The sequence below is a fragment of the Paenibacillus pseudetheri genome, from assembly GCF_924513355.1.
GTDB classification, from domain to species: Bacteria; Bacillota; Bacilli; order Paenibacillales; family Paenibacillaceae; genus Paenibacillus_AQ; species Paenibacillus_AQ pseudetheri.
In genome coordinates this window covers 16067-37106 of sequence record NZ_CAKMAB010000028.1, presented here as the reverse complement: position 1 = coordinate 37106, position 21040 = coordinate 16067, and the positions used below count along the sequence as shown (strand labels likewise).

At 43.3% G+C, this 21040-nt stretch carries 16 protein-coding genes and 1 pseudogene; 2 read left to right on the top strand and 15 right to left on the bottom strand.

What is annotated here, in order from left to right:
• Positions 1–12: 12 nt before the first annotated feature.
• From miaB to L1028_RS21165, 10 genes and pseudogenes are all read right to left on the bottom strand, one after another.
• Positions 13–1599 (bottom strand): tRNA (N6-isopentenyl adenosine(37)-C2)-methylthiotransferase MiaB, encoded by a 1587-nt coding sequence (gene miaB, locus L1028_RS21210; RefSeq protein WP_234539313.1) that lies wholly within the window; start codon positions 1597–1599, stop codon positions 13–15.
• A 431-nt stretch (positions 1600–2030) separates the two neighbouring features.
• Complete coding sequence (locus tag L1028_RS21205) at positions 2031–3251, bottom strand: VWA domain-containing protein (RefSeq protein WP_234539311.1); 1221 nt, start codon at positions 3249–3251, stop codon at positions 2031–2033.
• Positions 3252–3253: 2 nt separating this feature from the next.
• Positions 3254–5593 (bottom strand): DUF5682 family protein, encoded by a 2340-nt coding sequence (locus tag L1028_RS21200; RefSeq protein WP_234539308.1) that lies wholly within the window; start codon positions 5591–5593, stop codon positions 3254–3256.
• Positions 5593–6687 carry an ATP-binding protein gene (locus tag L1028_RS21195; RefSeq protein WP_234539305.1) on the bottom strand — a complete coding sequence of 365 codons (1095 nt, stop codon included), beginning with the start codon at positions 6685–6687 and terminating at the stop codon, positions 5593–5595. Before L1028_RS21195 ends, L1028_RS21200 begins: the two co-directional genes overlap by 1 nt.
• Positions 6688–6693: 6 nt before the next feature.
• Positions 6694–8571 carry a HEAT repeat domain-containing protein gene (locus L1028_RS21190; protein WP_234539302.1) on the bottom strand — a complete coding sequence of 626 codons (1878 nt, stop codon included), beginning with the start codon at positions 8569–8571 and terminating at the stop codon, positions 6694–6696.
• A 47-nt stretch (positions 8572–8618) separates the two neighbouring features.
• A complete protein-coding gene (locus L1028_RS21185; protein ID WP_234539300.1) occupies positions 8619–10058 on the bottom strand; it encodes an SWIM zinc finger family protein in 1440 nt (479 codons plus the stop codon).
• A gap of 107 nt (positions 10059–10165) precedes the next feature.
• Positions 10166–11260, bottom strand: coding sequence for an NADH:flavin oxidoreductase (locus L1028_RS21180; protein ID WP_234539298.1), 1095 nt, complete (start codon positions 11258–11260; stop codon positions 10166–10168).
• 169 nt (positions 11261–11429) lie between these two features.
• Positions 11430–12275, bottom strand: a complete 846-nt coding sequence (rhaD, locus tag L1028_RS21175) for a rhamnulose-1-phosphate aldolase (protein ID WP_234539294.1) — start codon at positions 12273–12275, stop codon at positions 11430–11432.
• A 49-nt stretch (positions 12276–12324) separates the two neighbouring features.
• Positions 12325–12637, bottom strand: a pseudogene (locus L1028_RS21170) (L-rhamnose isomerase); the annotation flags it as partial.
• A 68-nt stretch (positions 12638–12705) separates the two neighbouring features.
• Entirely contained in the window at positions 12706–13857 is a 1152-nt protein-coding gene (locus tag L1028_RS21165; protein ID WP_234539290.1) for an iron-containing alcohol dehydrogenase, read from the bottom strand.
• A 356-nt stretch (positions 13858–14213) separates the two neighbouring features.
• Between L1028_RS21165 and L1028_RS21160 the strand changes: the two genes are divergently transcribed.
• Complete coding sequence (locus L1028_RS21160) at positions 14214–14969, top strand: DeoR/GlpR family DNA-binding transcription regulator (protein WP_234539289.1); 756 nt, start codon at positions 14214–14216, stop codon at positions 14967–14969.
• A gap of 87 nt (positions 14970–15056) precedes the next feature.
• Here L1028_RS21160 and L1028_RS21155 read toward each other — a convergent pair whose 3' ends face one another.
• The 3 genes from L1028_RS21155 to zwf all read right to left on the bottom strand — a co-directional run bounded on the left by L1028_RS21155 (position 15057) and on the right by zwf (position 18368).
• Positions 15057–15701, bottom strand: coding sequence for a class I SAM-dependent methyltransferase (locus tag L1028_RS21155; RefSeq protein WP_234539287.1), 645 nt, complete (start codon positions 15699–15701; stop codon positions 15057–15059).
• 165 nt (positions 15702–15866) lie between these two features.
• Positions 15867–16760 carry a phosphogluconate dehydrogenase (NAD(+)-dependent, decarboxylating) gene (gnd, locus tag L1028_RS21150; RefSeq protein ID WP_234539285.1) on the bottom strand — a complete coding sequence of 298 codons (894 nt, stop codon included), beginning with the start codon at positions 16758–16760 and terminating at the stop codon, positions 15867–15869.
• A 72-nt stretch (positions 16761–16832) separates the two neighbouring features.
• A complete protein-coding gene (gene zwf, locus L1028_RS21145; protein ID WP_234539283.1) occupies positions 16833–18368 on the bottom strand; it encodes a glucose-6-phosphate dehydrogenase in 1536 nt (511 codons plus the stop codon).
• A gap of 646 nt (positions 18369–19014) precedes the next feature.
• Here zwf and L1028_RS21140 point away from each other — a divergent pair.
• Positions 19015–19902 carry a fructose bisphosphate aldolase gene (locus L1028_RS21140; protein WP_234539280.1) on the top strand — a complete coding sequence of 296 codons (888 nt, stop codon included), beginning with the start codon at positions 19015–19017 and terminating at the stop codon, positions 19900–19902.
• A gap of 271 nt (positions 19903–20173) precedes the next feature.
• On the opposite strand, the gene L1028_RS21135 is transcribed toward L1028_RS21140, so the two are convergent.
• Together L1028_RS21135 and L1028_RS21130 are read right to left on the bottom strand one after the other, a co-directional pair.
• Positions 20174–20536: a DUF1304 domain-containing protein gene (locus tag L1028_RS21135; protein ID WP_234539279.1), complete on the bottom strand. Its 363-nt coding sequence runs from the start codon at positions 20534–20536 to the stop codon at positions 20174–20176.
• 117 nt (positions 20537–20653) lie between these two features.
• A complete protein-coding gene (locus tag L1028_RS21130; RefSeq protein ID WP_234539404.1) occupies positions 20654–20959 on the bottom strand; it encodes a hypothetical protein in 306 nt (101 codons plus the stop codon).
• Positions 20960–21040 lie beyond the last annotated feature (81 nt).

Here is a 21040-nt window from a genome sequence, read left to right as displayed (position 1 = left end):
CGTATGTGATGATTAATGAACAGCAGCAGCTTCTGCCACAATGTCCCCTTTGATGTACCATGTTTTGGTATCTGTAATTCTCACTTTTACAAATGTGCCAATAAGCTCCTTCGAACCTTCAAAATGGACCAGCTTGTTCGCACGGGAACGGCCAGAAAGGACTTCCGAGTTATTCTTACTCTCGCCTTCTACCAGTACCTCGACGACTTCACCTAGCATACGGTCATTAATAATCCGACTATTCTCTTTAATGAGATCATTGAGTCTTTGCAGACGTTCGCTCTTCACTGACATAGGTACATTGTCTTCCATAGCAGCAGCAGGGGTACCTTCACGAGGTGAATAAATGAACGTATATGCCATATCATACCCAACCTCGCGCACTAGCGAAAGAGTGTCTTCGAATTGCTCATCCGTCTCACCAGGGAAGCCAACGATAATATCGGTACTTAATACCGCATTAGGTACACTTATCTTGATCTTGCGAACTAACTCCAGATAAGCTTCACGAGTATATTTGCGACTCATTTTCTTAAGTACGGCAGTACTTCCCGATTGAACCGGTAGATGGATATGCTCCACCAGGTTGCCGCCTTTGCCGAGCACTTCAACCAATTTATCATCAAAATCACGTGGATGCGATGTCATAAAGCGGATGCGCGGAATATCAATTAAACGCATATCATCCATTAGGTCACCAAAGGTGTAATCGATGTCTGTAAAATCCTTACCGTATGCGTTTACGTTCTGCCCCAGCAAAGTCACTTCCTTGAATCCTTGACGCGCGAGCTCTCTTACTTCAGCAATGACATCCTCCGGACGGCGACTGCGTTCTTTTCCTCGTGTAAACGGTACGATACAGTACGTACAGAACTTATCACAGCCATACATAATGTTTACCCAAGCCCGCATGCCTTCGCGTTTTTTCGGTAAGTTCTCAATAATATCGCCCTCTTTAGACCATACCTCCACCACAAGCTCTTTACTGAATACAGCTTCTTTAATGAGGTGTGGCAGACGGTGAATATTATGCGTACCGAAGATCATATCCACGAATCCATGCTTAGACATAATTCGATTAACTACGCCTTCCTCCTGCGACATGCAGCCACACACGCCCAGCAAAAGACCTGGCTTCTCAATCTTCAAGTTCTTAAGGTGACCAAGCTCTCCAAACACCTTATCCTCGGCATTCTCGCGAATCGCACAAGTGTTAAGCAGTATGAGATCCGCATGATTCCGATCATCGACGCTTTTGTAGCCCATCTGTTCTAACAGGCCTTTCATCGTTTCCGTGTCATGCTCATTCATTTGGCAGCCATAAGTCGTTATATGATAATATTTGTCTACTCCGAAATTCTGCATCTCTTCAGGAATCTCGAAATCATAATGCACTTCTATTTCTTCCTTGCCACGCCGTTTTCCTTCTTTATAATCAGGCTGGCTATTAATTTGAACGTTTCTTCCTTTAATCCGATAAGTAATCTTACCTTCTTCTTCACTAATTACCTTCGCATCGCTAAAATCAAAATATTTCGAATAATCTTTCGAACCCTTGCCGGATTTTAAGTCCGGTGAGTTATGGTTCCCCTTAGTCATGCTGTTTTCACGTCCTCTATCTAAAATGTAGCTTATTGATGTTTTAACCTAATATAAAATTATAGCACATTCTATAACATTACATCCATCTTAGATCTCAATCCCAATATGCACTGATCTGGGTAGCGTTTAAGCGAGAAATATAAAGAGAATGTATAGCGTGAAACTTAACTTTCATATATTTTTGAAAAATCAGGTCTATTTTACCACAGCGTGAGAGCAGAACATACTCTAAAAGAAAATTTTAATAGGGCAGGACAATAGCTCTTCTAAAGACTTCCATAAAAAAAATACCCTGCCGACGAGCGACAGGGCCAAATTATATTGTATAAAGGGGGGTATGATATTTATATACGCCGCAAAAACTGTAATGAATCACAGTTCTTGTCTGAATATCACTTTTTATAAAAACTGTAATAGCACGACTCTTGTTAAATCCCTTTTGTACCAAGTTTCTTTGCTAATTCAGTAAGATCCTGTCCTTTTAGTGCACCTTCTACTAACTGTGGCAGCAGTGCAGGTGTACACGCAAAACAGGGCGTTCCATCGCGAGTCAAAGATCTGGCCACATGCTCATCATAGAAAGGTTTGCCTTCATCAGATAAAGCCAGCAAGCACATCGTTCTAACTCCAGATTCCTTCAGATGACGCATCCGACGGATTAAGCCTGCCTGGTTTCCACCTTCATAAAGATCTGAAATAACGATAAATAATGTCTTCTTCGGTTGATCAATAAATTGTTCGCAATAAGCAACAGATTTTTGTATATCTGTACCGCCACCTAACTGAATCCCGAATAACATGTCAACAGGATCGTTCGCACATTGCTCTGTCAGATCAACAACCTCTGTATCAAATACAACTACTCGGGTACTTAGTGATGGGATGCTTGCAAAGATAGAACCAACTACTGAAGCCCAAATAATCGATTCTGCCATAGAACCACTCTGATCGATATCCACAATGACTGTCCATTCCTTGCTGCGTCTTGCCCGATCATAAAAGTAGAATCTCTCAGGGATAATCTGTTGTCGCTCTGCATCATAATGCTTCAGATTGCGTTTTATCGTCCGTGTCCAGTCTATACCACTAAGAGATGGCAATGGAGAATGCTGTCTGCGATTCAGTGCACCCGTCACCGCCCGACGCAGATCTTCCTCCATACGCTTTACAAGATCATCCACAACCGCCTTCACTAACAGGCGAGCCGTATCTTTTGTCTTCTCAGGAATTTTCCCTTTTAGCGAAAGTAGTGTACCTACTAGCTGTATATCAGGCTTCACTGTTGCCAGAACTTCCGGCTCAAACAATAATTGCTTCCAGCCCTTCCGTTCCATCGCATCATGTTGAATAACCGATACGATATCCTCTGGGAAGAAATTTCGAACATCTCCTAACCATTTTGCCAACCGGGGTGCAGATTTACCTGATCCCGCTCCTCTTTGTCCCGTAGCCGAAGAGTTAGCATCACCACTATTTACGATATCGCTCGTCTCATCATAGATAGCAGCCAGTGCTTGGTCCATGATGAGTTCATCTTCAGACAGGTGAATACTTGTGTTTCCGCTAGAAACCGTCAATTGCTCTTCTGCAGACTGACCAAGAATAAGGCGCCACCGAGCTACAACACTTGAATCCACTGATGTACTCATCGTCATATATCTCCAAAGTCAAATTCATTCAAATCCTCAATCATCTTCGCTTCGGCCTCCTTCAGCTCACCCGTCAGAATCTCAGCAGCCTGCTCGGTGTTCACACCCCACAATTCACCTAACAGTTCGGCAATCATCGTCTTTTCTCTTGGTTCAAAGGTGCTGAAAGCGCGCCGTAAAAACACTAATGCACGTACAAATTCTTCATCATCTAATGAATTAATATACTCATTCAATTGTTCCCACAGACTTAATCGAGACAACAGTACATATCGATTACGCATAGACATCCCTTCGAACCAGCCGGCTCCAAGTTCTGCGGGTATACCTGGTGACAGGCGCCTCGATACTTCTTCTGAACATTGCTGTGCAGTCATCGCATTACGCTCCAATAAAATGGAACACGCCACTCCAGATAAACGCGGATTGCAGTCATCCCTCTCTGACAAGTGTTTCAGCTCTTGGATCCACAACACCTCATCTACTTCCTCACTATGCGCAATAGCTGCCTGATTCAGTATGTTCATAGCTTTAAGCATCTCACCTGAAGCCTCATCGTTACATTGGCTCGCATCCAGCAAGAACAGACAGGCTCGTCTAAACAGTTGTTCCAGCAAAGGAATGAGCGGCTTGGTATCTATCCGTCGAACATCGCCATACTGAATCAGAAGGGATAACTCATGAATGGAAGCAGCAATCTGCACCACATCTCGAGTATCAACAGCTAGACGCTGAAGCGTCTGCCGTCCTGCTTCCATCTGGTGTATCATTCCACACTCATAAGCCGTTCGAATAAGTGCTGACGCTTCCGAAATGGTACTGCTGCCATCTAATTTTTGTTGCAATACATAAGCTGAAGCAATCTCAATTGTTTCCCCAAGTAGCGTAGATTCAACAACCTGAATCTCAACTTCAGGAGACCACTTCATTACCCAATGCTCTGCCCACGTTGCGCTAGTCTGACCACTTGCTCTTATGTTCACTAGATCGATCCCAAGTAATCTGAGCCTATGAAAAAAGAAAGAACGATTTAAGTCTAAATAAGCTGCTTCCTCAGAAGACACTCTTCGGTTCTCTCGGAGATCTAGTTCAAGATCATTTGCTACTGGGGTCTTATATTTCTCAAGCTTCAAGCGCTTTAATTGCCGATTCAGATCATCTTGAATCGGCGTCTGACTGATGCCCTCTGCCAGCTCACCAATAGCAGTACCGATATCTGTACGAGCAAGCGCCTCAGCGATCACACTAAGCTCTCCACGCCCCAGTAAGGTCAGCGCAGCATCTCTTAGATCTCTTAACGTCGGAGCACTTCCACCGTGAAGGGCAGCTAATGATTCGGCTAAGCGAACGGCTTCGATAATTTCTGCTGTGGAACGGTGTGTCCCTGTATTACGCAAGTATCTGGCTACGGTAGACAGATAATGATTCGGCAAGTCTTCAAGTGAGCCATTCATCATACGTTCCCACATCATTTGATAATAATGAGGAGCGAGGTTACCTGCTCCATAGCCAGACAAAGAAGATAACTTATAGTACGTGTAGGGCATAAGTGTTAGCTTCGAATTTAGAGAAGGAAGAGCATCTATTTCCTCATCCGACATACCAGATGCCAGATCAGCAAGCGCCGCTGCATGGTATGCTCCACATACAACAACGATCTTATTTGGTTGATGGCCGGCAGCGATTGTATCCTGAATCTGACGACGCATATAAGCTTCACGTATCGTATTGTGTGCATATTCTATTACGTTGTTATGTCTCTCATTTTCTTCAGAAATCTGACGCATTTGGGATGAGAAAGAAATTATTGCTTCCTGATATGCACCCTTGTTAGTGTTGTGTTCGAAATTGCGCTCCCAATACATATCATAATCAAGCTCACCAGCCAGCTCAGCTACTCTATCATATAGAGATGCTTCTTCAGGAGCCTTCTCATCTGTATTGTTAACTTCAGATTCCTCGCTCTGTTCAACAGAATCTCTACTTTTGGTTCGTATATCCTGTAACGCGATGACCACTGATGAAGGTAAATCTATAAATGCAGTATAAGCTCCTTGCTGCTCCGCCCATCTCATTGCTTGATATTCGGGGGAATATAGCGCAAGCGGCCATAGGGCTGTACGCACAGGAACTTCCTCCGTAAAAGCTAGAATGGCAATAGGAGGTTTGGTTGTCATGTTGATGACATGGCGAATCTCAGGTGTAGCATCCGATGGACCCTCAATTAACACAGCTGTGGGCTCTATTTCATGAAGGAAGCTCAATAGATGCTGCGCACCACCAGGAGACAAATGCCGCACCCCAAAAATATGCACGCCAGCTCCAGTAGTTTCGCTCTCCACTAGTTCATCTCCTTACAAGCCGTATATAACCCCCGCCAATCTGCGCCACGTTTCTTCATAATATTGTCGAGATACTCTCTCCAGACAAGTTGATCCTTATCATCATCTTTCACAATGGCACCTTGCAGCCCTGCGGCCAGATCTTCGTCCGTCAGTTCTCCATTACCGAAGCTTGCGGCCAGCGCCATACTATTCGTTAAGAGCGAGATCGCTTCAGCTGTGGAAATCACGCCTGCCGGAGACTTCACCTTCTCCTTCTTATCCAATGTCATCCCGCTACGCAACTCACGGAAGATGGTCACGACCTTATGTAAAGCTTCGTCTGCAGGGAGCGCCGCTTGCAAATCGTAGGAAGAGGCAATTTCACGAACTCGTTTCTTCACAATCTCAACTTCAGTATACAAATCCGTAGGGGCTGGAAGGACGATAATATTAAACCGTCTCTTTAAGGCAGTTGACATGTCATTTACACCACGGTCTCTCGTATTAGCTGTTGCAATGATCGAGAAGCCTTTGCGCGCACTCATCTCCTTACCTAGCTCAGGAACGGATATCGTCTTCTCTGATAAGATGGATATCAACGCATCCTGTACCTCAGATGCACAACGAGATATCTCCTCAAAACGTGCAATGCCCCCATCCTCCATCGCTCGCATAATGGGGCTCTTCACTAGCGCTTCCGGCGTAGGGCCTTGTGCAAGCAGCATTGCGTAGTTCCACGAATAGCGCACCTGCTCTTCACTCGTACCCGCAGTACCTTGTACGACAAGTCCTGATTGTCCATATATAGCAGCTGATAAATTCTCAGATAACCATGACTTTGCTGTACCCGGCTCACCGATTAATAGCAGTGCACGATCAGTTACTAGCGTGGCTATCGCCATCTCTATTAATCGCTTGTTACCAATGTACTTAGGTGTAATCTCGGCACTCCCTGCTTTACCGCCAACGATAAACTTCAGTACAGATTGGGGCGACATCTGCCATCCTGCTGGAATCTTACCAGTGTCCGCTTTACGAAGCGCTTCCAACTCATGCTCATACAATCTTTCTGCTGGAAGCCTCATAATATCTTGTAATCGTTCTTGACTCATCGTTAGCTACACCTCTTCTATTGGGTTTGATGGTCCTTGCATGAGGCGAATGACATACTCAAGTTGTTCTTCTGCAACCTCACTAAATCGAGGTAGAACAGTTATTATTCGACTCGCAAAACTTGCTGGAAGCTGACATAGCTGTTCAAACGTATACGGTTCAATTAATCGACATTCTGTATTTCTATCATCTTCCAAAGCCACTAGGAGAGCCTCTTGCAAGCTTTGTTTATTTATCCCTGTACGTGCTAAGCCCATCAAGAGAATATTGGAAAACCGATGGCGGAATTCAGGATTATCGGTTAATTTACGAAGCAAATACTGCATTGCTTCGGCATGTCCCGGCCTTGCAAAGGCACTTACCAGTTCGTATTGATCCAGCTCTATAAAAGCGTCAAGCCACCGTGAATCCCATTGAATAGCCAGTACCTCGGGGGGCTGCATTTCGACCTTATACATATATTGAATCTGGTCTACAGGTGAATTCCAAACTGCATCATAAGTTCCATGATACCGTTGAACTACAACTTCAGATATTGTGCGCAGCAGTTGCTGCGCCATTGAAGAAGTATGGCTAGTTGAAGATGGCGCATAATGCTTTAGAACTTCAACATATTGTTCATACACACGCTCTGGTGACAAGTAGAGATACGCGTCTTTAAAAACATCATTCACATATCTTCTATTGTTTCTATAGTAGACAAGATCACGCTCAAGTGTCTGTTGTAATATACGTTTCGCTTCGATAGAATCTATCTGTCTAAAATAGGAGTTTGCTTCCTCGATCAATGAATTCCACTTTAGCTGATTCATATATAATGGATACTGCTCTAGAACATTAAAATATAGTTTTTCTAGTTCAGGACTGCGTTTGTAAGATAAAACCCGAAGATACTGGACTACCCTAATCCATAATCCGTCTTTTTTCTTCGCATCGCCCATAATCTCCGAGACAGTTTGAAGCATTTCTGATAACTCTACAACAAGTCGTTTTGTGAGCTCTTGAGCTTGACACTGTCTCAGTGCAGGAACTACTAGTTCACTATCTTTTCCCGTAAATGCCTCATGCAGCCGATTCACCGCATTTGCCGAGTCGCTCTTAGCCAGCGCATTATAGGCAGCTTCGCGAATTTTTTTCTTTTTATCAGTACTCCAAGCAAGTAATTCAACTTCATATTGTCCCTGACTTGCGAGCAGAGAAATAGCCATAGACCGAACATCTTCTGATCCTGAATCCGCAGCTTGATAGATCAGATCCTGAACGCTATCACCACCTAATACTGCGATCACGTACAGCTTTCTCGTCTCCACTATTCCTCCAGCTGGATCAAATTGATCGATAAGGATCGGAAGAATCTGAGGGCCATAGGCTGGCAGTATCTGCTTCATCACAAGCTCGGCGATCTCAACATATGGATCTTGGAGGGCTGCTAAAGCAGGATGAATCATTCGAAGATCTTGGAACAATCCTGTCTCAAAAGCTTCCTTGATAATCTCATAACGTCCTCCCCCACGAGTCTTTAATGCCGTCTGTACCGCTGACAGCCTACGATATGAGAACTGAGTAGGCAATCTCACCGGATGGACTTCCACCTCAAGCAGTTCACCATCAGGCGAAGTCGCTCCCTGTGTATATAGCACCGAGCTAAGCAGCACACTGAGCTCCTGTAGGTTCTGAGCAGAGGAAGATCCCTCGGAATGATCTGGTTCAATGACCGCAACGATTCCCTCTCCTAACCTTTTGAATATGGGAGCACGTTCACCTAACTGTTGAAACTGTGGCAATAGCCGCTTTAAGCGGAAATCCTCAGCAGCGAGCTCACTTCCAGCTATATACAGCCGGTTTACTTCTTGATGAAGCTCTTGTAGTAAAGCTGTACTCATGGATATTCCTCCCAAAGTTTATGTGAAACTTATGCTTTCTTATATTTTTAATATAAGAGACGGATCATCTCTATCCCTTTGATAAGGGTTAACGGTTGTGCTTTCAATCGTCCTGTATCGAGTTGATGTTCAAACATAAGCAGCATCGTAGTATCCGATAGTTCTTCGAGTGTAAAGTATTGTAACAGTGCAAGTGTATCCTGCTCGAGTGCTACTATTTGGTCTAACACCAAATACTGACCCGATTCGTCCGTAAGGACGAACTGATCTTGCTGAGACTTGCTAATCTTATTCACATGCAGCAGCATCACAGGATTCTTGTCTGCTAGGGGATTCTTTAACTGATTTTTAATCTGCTTGAAGCTTTCGGAAAAAGAATGTGATGCCTTAGAAACGATCCACTCTACATCCTGATTAGTCAGAGGTCGTGTTGACATACTCTCGAAACGTACCCTCCGGTTCCGGTCGCCAGGATAATGATATAAGGAAGGAATGAGTGCAACATCAGTGAAACTATCTTCTTCATGAATATACTTGGCTGCTTTATAAGGGCGATACTGGAGCGTACGATGTATATTACCAGTAGACTTTTCTATCCAGTAGCCTAAGTCTACATATTCCTGTCTGGCCGCATCATCATAGCTGAGGAATGAAAGCTGGATCAGTTCTACATCGGAGCTCATCAGGCCACATTCCTTAAGCTCCGTTAGCTGCCAAGCATGACCAAGCCATTCTTCAATCGTAGATTCATTATTCAAAGACAAATCCGGATCTTCCAGCTTCATTGTTAGATGAGCGCGCCCTTTCTTGATGAACGCATGAATTCGGGTTAGCTGCTCTATTGCTAATGAATAAGTCTTCTCACGATTGTCAGTAGAGGAGAGCAATAAAGCTAATCTTCTTAATTCAATTTGTGCACCAGTTAAGTAATAATTGCCCATCATCTTCACGTGCACCTGAATATCCTTTACACCCTTGGCGTCTATTGTTCCAAGTCCTGCGCGTATAAGCGATTGGGTCAGTTTCTCCAGTACAGCCAAGCCCTCCAGTTGAGCTCCAATCTTTTTCTTAAGTGCGGACTTGTTCACTTTCTTGGGCTTAACATTAGCCCCTTCCGCAGCAAGCTCAGATTTTCGTTCTTCACGCTTACTCATCTTCTCTCGTTTAACAGCAAGATCTTCAGGAATCGTTGCAGATACGAAAGTCTCCTTGCCTACATAGGCATATAGCAATCCGAGGACATGCTTACAAGGAATCTGCCTGCTTGGACAAGTACAACGCATCACCGGTTTGTCAGAAACAACAAAATCAGCAGAAGGATAATAGTTGCTGCTACCGCTACCACCGCATTCACCAAACAGAACCACGCCGTCTTCCGACTGATTCAATTGGACAAATCGTCTCTTCTTAACTAGTCCTTGCCCGTTCTTAATTGCTGCACTGTTCGGTGCTAGAGTATCTATGAAGACTTCTGTGATATCTATCAACCCATATCCTCCCTACCTATTATGCTTTTTATTACCTATGATAATATTATCCTTCAATGAAAATTATTCTAAAAATAAAGCTGTCCATAACCCGCTTTTCTGTGCCTTTAGTAAAGAGTCTTTGTCGATTCAGCCGTGAATGGAATGATTTCGTCTATAGCTCCGCTTTGAACTTTGGCAGGCCAAGCTGGATCGCTAATTAAAGCTCTGCCAATAGCAACCAAATCAAACTCCTCACGGTCCATTCTATCTAGTAATTCATTAATGTTATCTTCTGTCTTCTGAGCTGAGTCTTCTGCAAAAAAATCACTGTGAAGACCGATAGAACCCACCGTAATAGATGGTTTCCCCGTGATTTTCTTGGTCCATCCTGCGAGATTAAGCTCAGATCCCTCAAATTCAGGTTGGCTGAAGCGACGAGTGGAGCAGTGGAAAATATCAACGCCAGCATCGCTAAGTGGAGTAAGGAATCTTTCGAGCTCATCTGCATTTTTTGCCAGCTTCTCATCATAGGCACCCAATTTCCATTGAGAGAAGCGTAGCACGATCGGAAAATCTGGCCCTACCGCTTTACGGCATGCTTCAATAACCTCTACTGCAAATGTAGTTCTACCAACCAAATCGCCACCGTACCGATCGGTACGTTTGTTCGTTCCTTCCCAGAAGAACTGGTCTATCAGATAACCATGTGCACCATGAATCTCGATACCATCAAAACCCACTTTTTTCGCGTTCGCTGCCGCTTGAGCAAATGCTGTGACTAAGCTTTCAACTTCAGCTGTAGTCAGTGGCTCTGTCACAGATTCTCCTGCTAAATTCAGACCAGAAGGGCCAATAGGAAGGGCTTCAACATTAGGGCCTTCCCCTATAGTTCGCGCCATTCCCACATGCCATAATTGGGGTATGATCTTACCTCCAGCAGCGTGAACTTCTTCTACTACCTGCTTCCAGCCCTCTAAAGCTGCTTCTTCATGTATATTGGGAATATTGGCGTGGCTGACTGCCGAAGGATGGTTAATGGCTGTACCCTCGGTAACGATTAATCCTACTCCACCCTCTGCCCGTCTGCGGTAATATGCGGCAACATTACTTCCCGGCACACCATCCGGTGAGAACACCCGAGTCATCGGCGCCATGACGATTCGGTTTGACAGCGAAAGATTTCCCACTTGAATAGGTGAAAATAATAGCTCTGTGTTCATACATATTACCTCCAATTGATTATTTGATTACTTTAAGTAAGGCTAATTATCTCCCCAGAAGATGGAAAATGCAAATTTTTAATGATCTTTATGTAAGAAAAAATCATAAAAAAAACCAGACCTCGCAAAATCTGCGAACGCCCGGTTCTCATCAATATATATGAAACTCTTAAACCTCAAGAATTCCAGCTTTAGGAGTCACTCCGAACGCCTTAGCTAAATCCCACAGCTGCTGATCTGTGATCTTTTGCTTCATTTCTCTTCCGCCAATCAGGTTGTAGATCGTAGCAGCCTTTTCAACAGTCTCTACTAGACCAAAGGTGGCATCCATTGAGGAGCCAGTGCCGAAAATCCCGTGCTGCGGCCAGATGACTAGGCGGTGATCCTTCATTTTCTTAGCGGTTTCGCGGCCGATTTCACTGCTGCCAGGAACAATCCATGGAATGACACTAACGCCATCAGGAAATACAACAAGGCACTCTGTGCACATTTCCCAAAGCGTCTTCGTAAACTTCAATTCATCCAGATCATGCGTGAAGGTCATCGCGATAACATTCGTAGCATGTGTATGAAGTACGATACGGTGCGTAGGGTCCACCTTCAGTCGCTCAATATGGCTCATGAAATGAGAAGCCAATTCACTAGTAGGTACAGCGCCGTTCCGCAATCCCCATAACACTTCTACACTTTCACCATTCGCACTAACCCGAAGCACACCGAGATTGGCTTCCGGGTCTTTGATCACATTTCTGAAATACTTGCCAGAACCGGTCACGATGAAGTATTTGCCGGCTAATTCTTTTACAGGGAAGGTAAGTTTAATGGTGCGTAGTGGCTCTAGAACGTTAATATATTTTGCAACCTCATTCTCATCCAACAGATAGCTGACATTACCGCCATTCAGCTCATCCCAGCCAAGCTCCCACATATGACGGGTAATCTCTGACATTTCCTGAATAAATGGAGCCTCACTACTGGCAATATACCCTTTGGATTCTAATACGGATGTACTCATTGTCAATCTCTCCTTTGTATATGTTACTCTCCACATCCACTCTAACGCTCTATCTTACAGACAAAACTTCCTGTTCATAACGCTTCACTTCAGCCAGCCATTGCTCCCGAACGGGTGTGTCTTGCGAAGCACAATAGTAATCCCACACGGCTCCAAACGGATACGATTTGAATTCTTTCGTAAGCGCTAGTCGTGAGGTGTAATCCAAGCCGCTCGATTCGCTTCAATTCTTCCACAGGTTCGAGCATTGCGCGAAGTAACGCCTTAATGGTATTGCGTGTACCAATCACCCAAGCAGCGATATGATTAATACTGCCAGCAAAGAAATCGAGTCCGATATTCGTACGGGAGAGTAAATCCCCACCACTAGAGGCACCAATATCAATGGCGATATGATTATTCATAAAGAATCTCCTAAAGTAAGGGATGATTATAGTATTTTTTTGAATAGAGTAATGACTTCTTCCTTCGTTGGAATAAAAGGGTTACCCGGTGCACACGCATCCTTCATGGAGTTCTCTGCTAAAAGATCAAGATCGACCTCATCTACTCCAAGCTCGGATAGTTTAGATGGAATTCCTACTTCTTTAGACAACGCCTTGATCGACTCGATTACGAAGTCCGCGCATTCCTTATCAGTTTGGTCCTCCACGTTTAACCCAATTGCTTTAGCAATAGCTCTGAATTTCTCAGGCACATATTTGGCATTCTCTTCTTCCACATAAGGAAGTAGCATTGCATTACATACGCCATGTGGCAGATCATATACACCGCCAAGCTGATGCGCCATCGCATGCACATAACCAAGTCCTGCATTATTGAAAGCAAGTCCGCCTAGGAAAATCGCATACACCATTTGCTCACGAGCCTCAATATCATGGCCATTCTTCACGGTACGAGCCAAGTTAGCGAATATAATCTCCACTGCGGCTAGTGCCGTAGCATCAGTTACCGGATAAGCTCCCGGCGTTACCAGTGCTTCAATTGCATGAGTCAAAGCGTCCATTCCTGTTGCTGCCGTAAGTGCAGCGGGTTTATCTACCATAAGCTCTGGATCGTTAACTGAGATTGTAGCAATACTGTTCTTATCCACCATTACCATCTTCACTTTACGTTCTTCGTCTGTGATTACATAGTTAATGGTGACTTCAGCTGAAGTGCCTGCGGTGGTATTCACAGCAACGATAGGCAGCGATTTATGCTTCGACTTGTGTACGCCCTCATATTCTTTGATGTGTCCGCCATTCGTGGCAATGATACCAATGGCTTTGGCTGTATCCTGTGGCGAACCACCACCGATGGAGATCAGATAGTCGCAATTCTGTGCTTGGAGATATTCCACGCCATCATGAACATTTTTACAGGTTGGATTGGACTTCACTTCATCATAAATGGCGTATACAATGCCCGCTTCGTCCAATACTGCCAGCAATTTACCGGCAATGCCGCTCTTCATAAGGAATTTGTCTGTAACTACAAGTGCCTTCTTCAAATTCAGTTCTTGAATATAAGAACCAATTTCCTGCAAGCATCCCTTGCCCATAATATTGATCGATGGAACGTAAAACACATGTGTGCTCATTGCTTGACCAGCCTCCTAATGAGTTCTTTAAGCAACACCAAAATCATTTACTTTTCTCTACAAGCTAAAGCGTTGTATTCCTTCTGCTGCGCCTCAGGCTGGCCTCTGAATACCAGCTGGACCGGCCTTGCATCACACCAACTCGATAAATTTCTAAAGGATTTATTTCCTTCTTCATCGTATGCCCCTAAATCTTTGTTGTCAACATTTTTAATATTATTTATGTTGTTTTTGTTTGTTTTATATCTGTTTTGTGAATATTATTGGCAAATACAGATGTATATACGTTGTTTTTATTGCAAAACACAGATATTTAGCGCATGATTGTAAAATATAGCTTCGGAAAGGTGATTCCTATGCTTGCAGCCGAAAGACGTAAAAAAATAATAGATCTCGTCCATCAAGATAAACGAGTACTTGTCTCCGATCTAAGTAAAATGTTTGAGGTCACTGAAGAGACGATACGCAGAGATTTGGAGAAGCTAGAGAAGGATGGCATCCTTAGTCGTACCTATGGCGGCGCTATGCTGAATCGCCATACGAATGAGGATCTGCCTTTTGTTACACGTAATGCCTTGAATACAGATATTAAACGGGGAATCGCCCTGAAGGCGCTCGATTTAATCAATGATGGAGATACATTAATGGTAGATCCAAGCTCTACAGCCTTTGAGTTTCTAAAATTGCTGGGAAACAAAAATAATTTAACCATCATCACAAATTCTATAAATATTTTGCATGAGTTCTCGAATTCAGGGATGGATATCATCTCTACTGGCGGTTCACTTCGTTACCGATCGTTGTCGCTGGTGGGACCGGTAGCCCATGACACCATTCAAAGATACAATGTGGATACAGCGGTAATCAGTTGCAAAGGAATGGATATGGAACGAGGCATCACAGATTCCAACGAACCGGAGTGTGAGCTCAAGAAGTACATGCTAAGGCAAGCCAATAAGGTCGTACTCCTGGCGGATCACACCAAATTCGATAAGACTGCTTTTACAAAGCTGGTTGAGCTTGGCCATATTGATTTTCTGATCACTGACCGTAAGCCTTCTGAAGCTTGGCTAAAACGTCTGAACGAGGACAATATTGAGGTTCTCTATTAACAGAGGGTAAGAACATACTAAGCCTAATTTAACAAATGCCGTTCCCCAGTGTGAGCTGGGTAGCGGCATTTGTTATATTTTTCAACCTTATCTTTCCGTAGAAACCTGAGAGATTGATATTACATCTACGGAAGAATGAATATGATCTGATTGCTTTACTTGTGTAGAAGCCTTCTTCCTACAAATATAAACAAGCGCTGGCGGGAAATTTAACAGCACCCATTTAACACTCACAATATCAAAATGCTGCATTAATTCTTTCTTCATTTGAGGAAAATATTCAAAAGTGATAAACCAGCCGCCCTCTTTTAAAGAAGATATGATTTGCTCAATGTAAAGCGTTCGATCTGAGGCTGAGAAATTCCTAAAAGACAAACTGCTCACGATGCAATCTACCTTCTTCAACCTTCTATTATGAAGCGCAAGCCGTAGCCGCAGGCAATCGTTAAAAAAAATACGGTCAGGGAATTTAAGTCTTAGTTGATGACGAAAATCAGGATCCTTCTCAAACAGGAGCACATTCATCCCACTCTCTTCCCCGCTTGGAATAAATCTTGTGATGGCTCCAGTACCAGCACCCAGCTCAGCTATATTATGCATTTGTTGCCATGGAATAATGTCGATCATCGTTTTTGCTAGCCAGCGCGAACTGGGAGTAACGCTTCCTAATTGTCGGGGCGCATGCAGAAATTTATACAGAAAATGAAGTCTTTCTCGAATTCCGCTTCGCATGTCAACTCCCCCTTATCGTAATTTCCCCATCTAACTCTAAAATATGTTAAAAAGATTAAAGTCGTACTCGATCTATTCTCTCCATTTATTAATTTTCGCAAAACAAAAGCCCAAATTTCACCGCAGAATAATTGCGAGGAAATTCGGGCTAATGATTAACATTAATTACTTCGTTTCAACGGCATGTCCACCAAATTCATTCCGGAGTGCAGCCACTACTTTACCAGTGAAGGTATCGGTCTCAAGTGAACGGTAGCGCATTAATAACGCCATTGCGATCACTGGTGTTGCGGCTTGCAAATCAAATGCAGTTTCAAGCGTCCATCTACCTTCTCCGGAGGAGTGCATAATCCCTTTGATTTCATCCAATTTAGCATCTTTCGAGAACGCACGTTCAACCAGTTCCATCAGCCAAGAACGGATGACAGATCCATGATTCCACACCCGAGCGACTTCCTCAAAGTTGTAATCAAACTCACTCTTCTCCAGTACCTCAAAACCTTCACCGATAGCAGCCATCATGCCGTATTCGATACCGTTATGCACCATCTTTAGAAAATGGCCGCTGCCTGCTTTACCAGCATATAAAAAGCCGCTTTCTACAGCTGTATCACGGAAGATGGGCTCCACAACCTCCCAAGCTTCATGATCTCCACCAACCATGTAACAAGCGCCGTTACGCGCTCCTTCCATCCCTCCGGACGTACCAGCGTCCATAAAGTGAATTCCGTGCTCCTTCAATTCCTCATACCGGCGAATAGATTCCTTATAGTGTGAGTTTCCTGCTTCAATAACGATATCACCTTTAGACAATTGTGGAGTGAGTTCAGCGATTACTGAATCAACGACCTGATGCGGAACCATGATCCAAATAATTCTTGGTGTTTCCAATTGTTGCACTAGCTCAGGCAGTGTTACTGCTCCACTTGCACCTTTAGCTTTCATTTCTTCCACAGCAGGTGCATTCAAATCAAATGCGACAACCTCATGTCCATGATCCAGCAAATTCTGGCCCAAATTGAAGCCCATTTTTCCTAATCCAACTAATCCTACCTTCATGTAATTCCCCTCCGATATATAGATTCTTGTGATGTAATTTCTCCAAAATTGGTAAAAAAAACAGGCAGGGGCTTACGCCCCTGGCCGTATAGATTCCTCTGTTGCTGCAACTTCTGCCTGAGCAGAGAGAACTTCTGACTCCTGATCTGCCTCATCGAACCACCAGCGATCTTCACCCAATAGCTCCATAGCCGCATCTGGACCATATGAACCTGAAGCATAAGTGTGAAGTGGCATAAGCCCCTCTTCCATCGCTTCCTGGATAGGTGTAACCCACTGCCATGACAGTTCTACTTCTCTCCAGTGAGCGAAGAAGGTAGCATCACCACGTAATGCATCGAAAATTAGATTCTCGTAGGCTTCCGGAACATCTGAGGTACCCGCTTCATAAGTAGCGCGGACAGGCTCAAGCTTTCCTTTTTGCAGCTGATCTTTCGTGTTAAGTTGTAGCGTTATGGCTTCATTCGGTCCAATCTCGATAATCAGTAAATTCGGTACATCATTTCCTTTATTCAAGTTATTACTATCATTAAACGGTTCTTTAAACTCAATAACAATACGTGTAGATTTCTCCTTCATTCTCTTCCCAGTACGAACATAGAAAGGTACATCATTCCAGAGCGGATCATCTATAAATAAACGCGCTGCGATAAACGTCTCATTTTGCGAGGATTGATTAATACCCGGCTCATTCAAATAACCTGCCACAGCATTCCCTTTAATCTCACCCTCTGCATATTGTCCACGAACAACATGTTTATTAACCTCATCTTTGCTAATTGGAATGAGATGCTCCATGACGTATATTTTCTTCCCACGGATTTCTTCAGGTGTACTGCCTTTAGGAAGCTGCATTGCCATCATCATCATTAACTGCAGCATATGGTTCTGGAACATATCACGAAGTGCACCAGCTTTATCATAATAGCCTGCCCGCTCTTCAACGCCGACAGTCTCACTCGCCGTAATTTGAACATTCGCGATATATCTATTTTTCCACAGCGCTCTTAGCACTGGATTAGAATACTTCAGAACTTCCAAATTCTGCACCATCGGTTTACCTAGGAAGTGGTCAATCCGGAAGATTTCTTCTTCAGTAAATACGGCATTCAAGCTATCATTCAGCTCTCTTGCTGATTTCAAATCTGTGCCAAAAGGCTTCTCAATAATCAGACGCTTCCAGCCTTTCGTGGAACCCAGACCACTTGAGTGAATATTAGCTGCGATTTCCTTGAAGAACTCAGGACCCACAGACAAATAGAACATCCGGTTCTCCGGAATATTGAACAACTGCTCGCGACGTTTAACATGCTCCAGCAGCTTCAAGTAATCTTCTGTATTCCCTACGTCTAGAACACTATATTCAAAAGCTTCCAAGAACACCTGCAATTGCGGTGAGTCAACCGCTGGTTGTCTAGAAAAAGTCTGTAACGATTGCAGTACTTGCTTACGGAAGGCTTCATTCGAAACTTCTCTTCTTCCTAATCCAATCACAGAAAGAGGACCTGAAATTTGACCATCTAAAAAGAGGTTATATAGTGCAGAATAGATTTTACGTTTTGCCAAATCTCCTGTAGCGCCGAATAGCACAAATGTTGATGATTCCACTTTCATTCCTCCTGTTGTTATATATTATTTATATACTTACTTTTAATTACTAACATACTCAGTAGAATCAATCATACGACTGATATTTTCATACGTCAACCTCATTTCGACATTTACGAAAAGTTATTATTTTCACAAAGCTATGAAATGGTAATTATGATTAATGTCACAAAGAAAAACTTACTGAATTATTCGCATCAAATTACTCTGATATTTACGTTGATTAAAGAAAAATCTCAATCCCAGCGCGGCTTTAACCAATCTGACCTATACCCTCCGATTAGAAAACCATCACAACAGTCACTTTGTAACAAGAATAAAATTTCCAGTCGTCATCTTTACTCGTACTCCCTCGTATCTTTAAACTAACTTAAAGTAATTGATCATTTTGAAATGGACGACATAAATAAAATATTACAAATCGATCTTGCTTTTAATCTCAACTTAGATCTTTAAGCATAAAAAAAGGTCATCTTCGAGGAAGATTATCAGAGTATGCTTCGTAGGGATTAGCACAGATAACTTTGAAGGCGTTGACAGACTACTGAGTATCCATGCCTCTTTGTTTAAGGCAGGTATTTTAAGTGTTAATAATTAAAGAACGTATGAATTTCCATTCAGTTTACGAAAGGAAGGAGATTTTTTCATGAATATGAAGCAATGGGATCGAATTCGGACGGGACAGGGATTTATAGCTGCCTTGGACCAAAGTGGTGGAAGTACACCTAAAGCGCTGCTGCAATATGGCATTAAAGAGGACAGCTACTCCAATGAAGATCAAATGTATGCAATGGTTCACGAGATGCGAACGCGCATTATCAAGAGCCCAGCATTTGATTCAAAGTATATACTGGGTGCAATCCTATTTGAGAACACAATGGACCGTCTCATCGACGGGAAATATACTGCTGATTATCTGTGGGAGGAAAAAGGCATTGTGCCTACTCTGAAAATCGATAAAGGACTTGACGAGCCTGAAAACGGTGTACAGCTCATGAAGCCAATTCCCGGCTTAAGTGATCTTCTTAAGCGGGCCAACGAACGGAATATTTTTGGGACCAAAATGCGCTCGGTGATTAAAGAAGCCAATCCTTCCGGCATCAAAAAAGTTGTTGAACAACAGTTTGAAGTCGGTAAGCAAATTTTAGAAGCGGGACTGGTTCCGATCATCGAACCGGAAGTTGATATCCACTCTACTGATAAAACAACGTCAGAGAAGCTGTTAAAAGAAGAACTTTCAGCTCAATTGACGAAGCTGGGCAAAGACGTGAAGGTCATGCTTAAGCTCTCCATACCTACGGAGGATAACTTCTATCGTGAATTAATGGATGATCCTCACGTTTTAAGAATTGTCGCTTTGTCCGGCGGTTACACACAAGCTGAGGCCAACGATAAGCTCGCCCATAATCAAGGATTAATCGCCAGCTTCTCACGTGCTTTATCGCAAGGACTAAGTGCCGGGCAGTCAGACGAAGAGTTTAACATGCTCCTCTCTAAATCTGTAGAAGCGATTTATGCTGCCTCTATTCAATAAGCAGTTCTTCCCCTCTTGAAGACGCCAGACATAAAAAAGGGCTGTTTCCCTGACAAGCGATTCCTTCGGGAAGCAGCTCTTTTTTAAAAAATTTGGATTTACTTTTCAACACTATTACTTGCAAAATGGCAGTTGCCGCTTCCCCGTAAGTCATAGGAAAATAAAATGAACCGCATGGTTACTGATTACATCATTTTATCTCACGCAAAAAAAGGCTTCACCACGCCGACACGCGAGGGAAAACCCTGAATTCGCTAACTTTTAGGTTATCTTAAGTCGAAACTACTAATATTAAAGCGATGAAAGCTGGAAGTCCTTGCATGAACAAAATAGATTTTTTCACCGTTAGTGCACCATAAATCGCCGCCACTATAACAGTGCAGAGGAAAAAGATTTCAACTTGGTGGCCGAAATTCACATTCGGATGAACCAATCCCCAAATTAAACCAGCAGCTAAAAATCCATTATACAACCCTTGATTCGCTGCTAGAGTTTTAGAAGCGTCCGCAACTTCCTGCGTCATTCCAAAAACTCGAAGCCCTTTGGGCTTTGACCAAGCGAACATTTCCAGATAGACAATATAAATATGTATTAACGCAACAAGACCGACCATGATATTACCTGCTATGATCATTTGATTAACTCCCCTTATTTAATTTGTGTACAATTTAATTGTATCACATATCAATTCAAAGATGTACATTCCATCATAATTTTCATATTAAATCCACTCAAATCGCCTTCCTAGTAATCAACAATAGAATGCGGAAATCAAGCTACTGATACCATTTACAAAAGAGATCAGGGGAACGCAAAGGGTCGCTTTGAACGTGGACATCTGAAGCGGAGAAACTATTTTGCCGTAACGTTTGGTGGACTCTACGATTGAATTTTGACGATCTGCATCCAGAATTCGAAGTGCTCGATTGGCGGAGTCAATCCTATTTCTGTGACTTTGCTTAGTTTCATTATAGACAACGGTGTTGACCGCACTATGTTTTTCTGAGTTTTTGATGTCAGTTTCACGGCACTCTCCAGCACGATCTCTCTGGATCATAAGCTATTTTTCCCAGCGTACTGAAGTGCAGCTCTTCTTCTCTCAATTCTCACAACTACTTCTTGTCCGGCTGCTTCTTTA

Bases quoted from the DNA above. Each gene is read 5' to 3' on its own strand.
- miaB (WP_234539313.1), bottom strand. From the start codon at position 1,599: ATGACTAAGGGGAACCATAACTCACCGGACTTAAAATCCGGCAAGGGT.
- L1028_RS21205 (WP_234539311.1), bottom strand. From the start codon at position 3,251: ATGAGTACATCAGTGGATTCAAGTGTTGTAGCTCGGTGGCGCCTTATT.
- L1028_RS21195 (WP_234539305.1), bottom strand. From the start codon at position 6,687: ATGAGTCAAGAACGATTACAAGATATTATGAGGCTTCCAGCAGAAAGA.
- L1028_RS21190 (WP_234539302.1), bottom strand. From the start codon at position 8,571: ATGAGTACAGCTTTACTACAAGAGCTTCATCAAGAAGTAAACCGGCTG.
- L1028_RS21180 (WP_234539298.1), bottom strand. From the start codon at position 11,260: ATGAACACAGAGCTATTATTTTCACCTATTCAAGTGGGAAATCTTTCG.
- rhaD (WP_234539294.1), bottom strand. From the start codon at position 12,275: ATGAGTACATCCGTATTAGAATCCAAAGGGTATATTGCCAGTAGTGAG.
- L1028_RS21165 (WP_234539290.1), bottom strand. From the start codon at position 13,857: ATGAGCACACATGTGTTTTACGTTCCATCGATCAATATTATGGGCAAG.
- L1028_RS21160 (WP_234539289.1), top strand. From the start codon at position 14,214: ATGCTTGCAGCCGAAAGACGTAAAAAAATAATAGATCTCGTCCATCAA.
- L1028_RS21155 (WP_234539287.1), bottom strand. From the start codon at position 15,701: ATGCGAAGCGGAATTCGAGAAAGACTTCATTTTCTGTATAAATTTCTG.
- gnd (WP_234539285.1), bottom strand. From the start codon at position 16,760: ATGAAGGTAGGATTAGTTGGATTAGGAAAAATGGGCTTCAATTTGGGC.
- L1028_RS21140 (WP_234539280.1), top strand. From the start codon at position 19,015: ATGAATATGAAGCAATGGGATCGAATTCGGACGGGACAGGGATTTATA.
- L1028_RS21135 (WP_234539279.1), bottom strand. From the start codon at position 20,536: ATGATCATAGCAGGTAATATCATGGTCGGTCTTGTTGCGTTAATACAT.
- L1028_RS21130 (WP_234539404.1), bottom strand. From the start codon at position 20,959: ATGATCCAGAGAGATCGTGCTGGAGAGTGCCGTGAAACTGACATCAAA.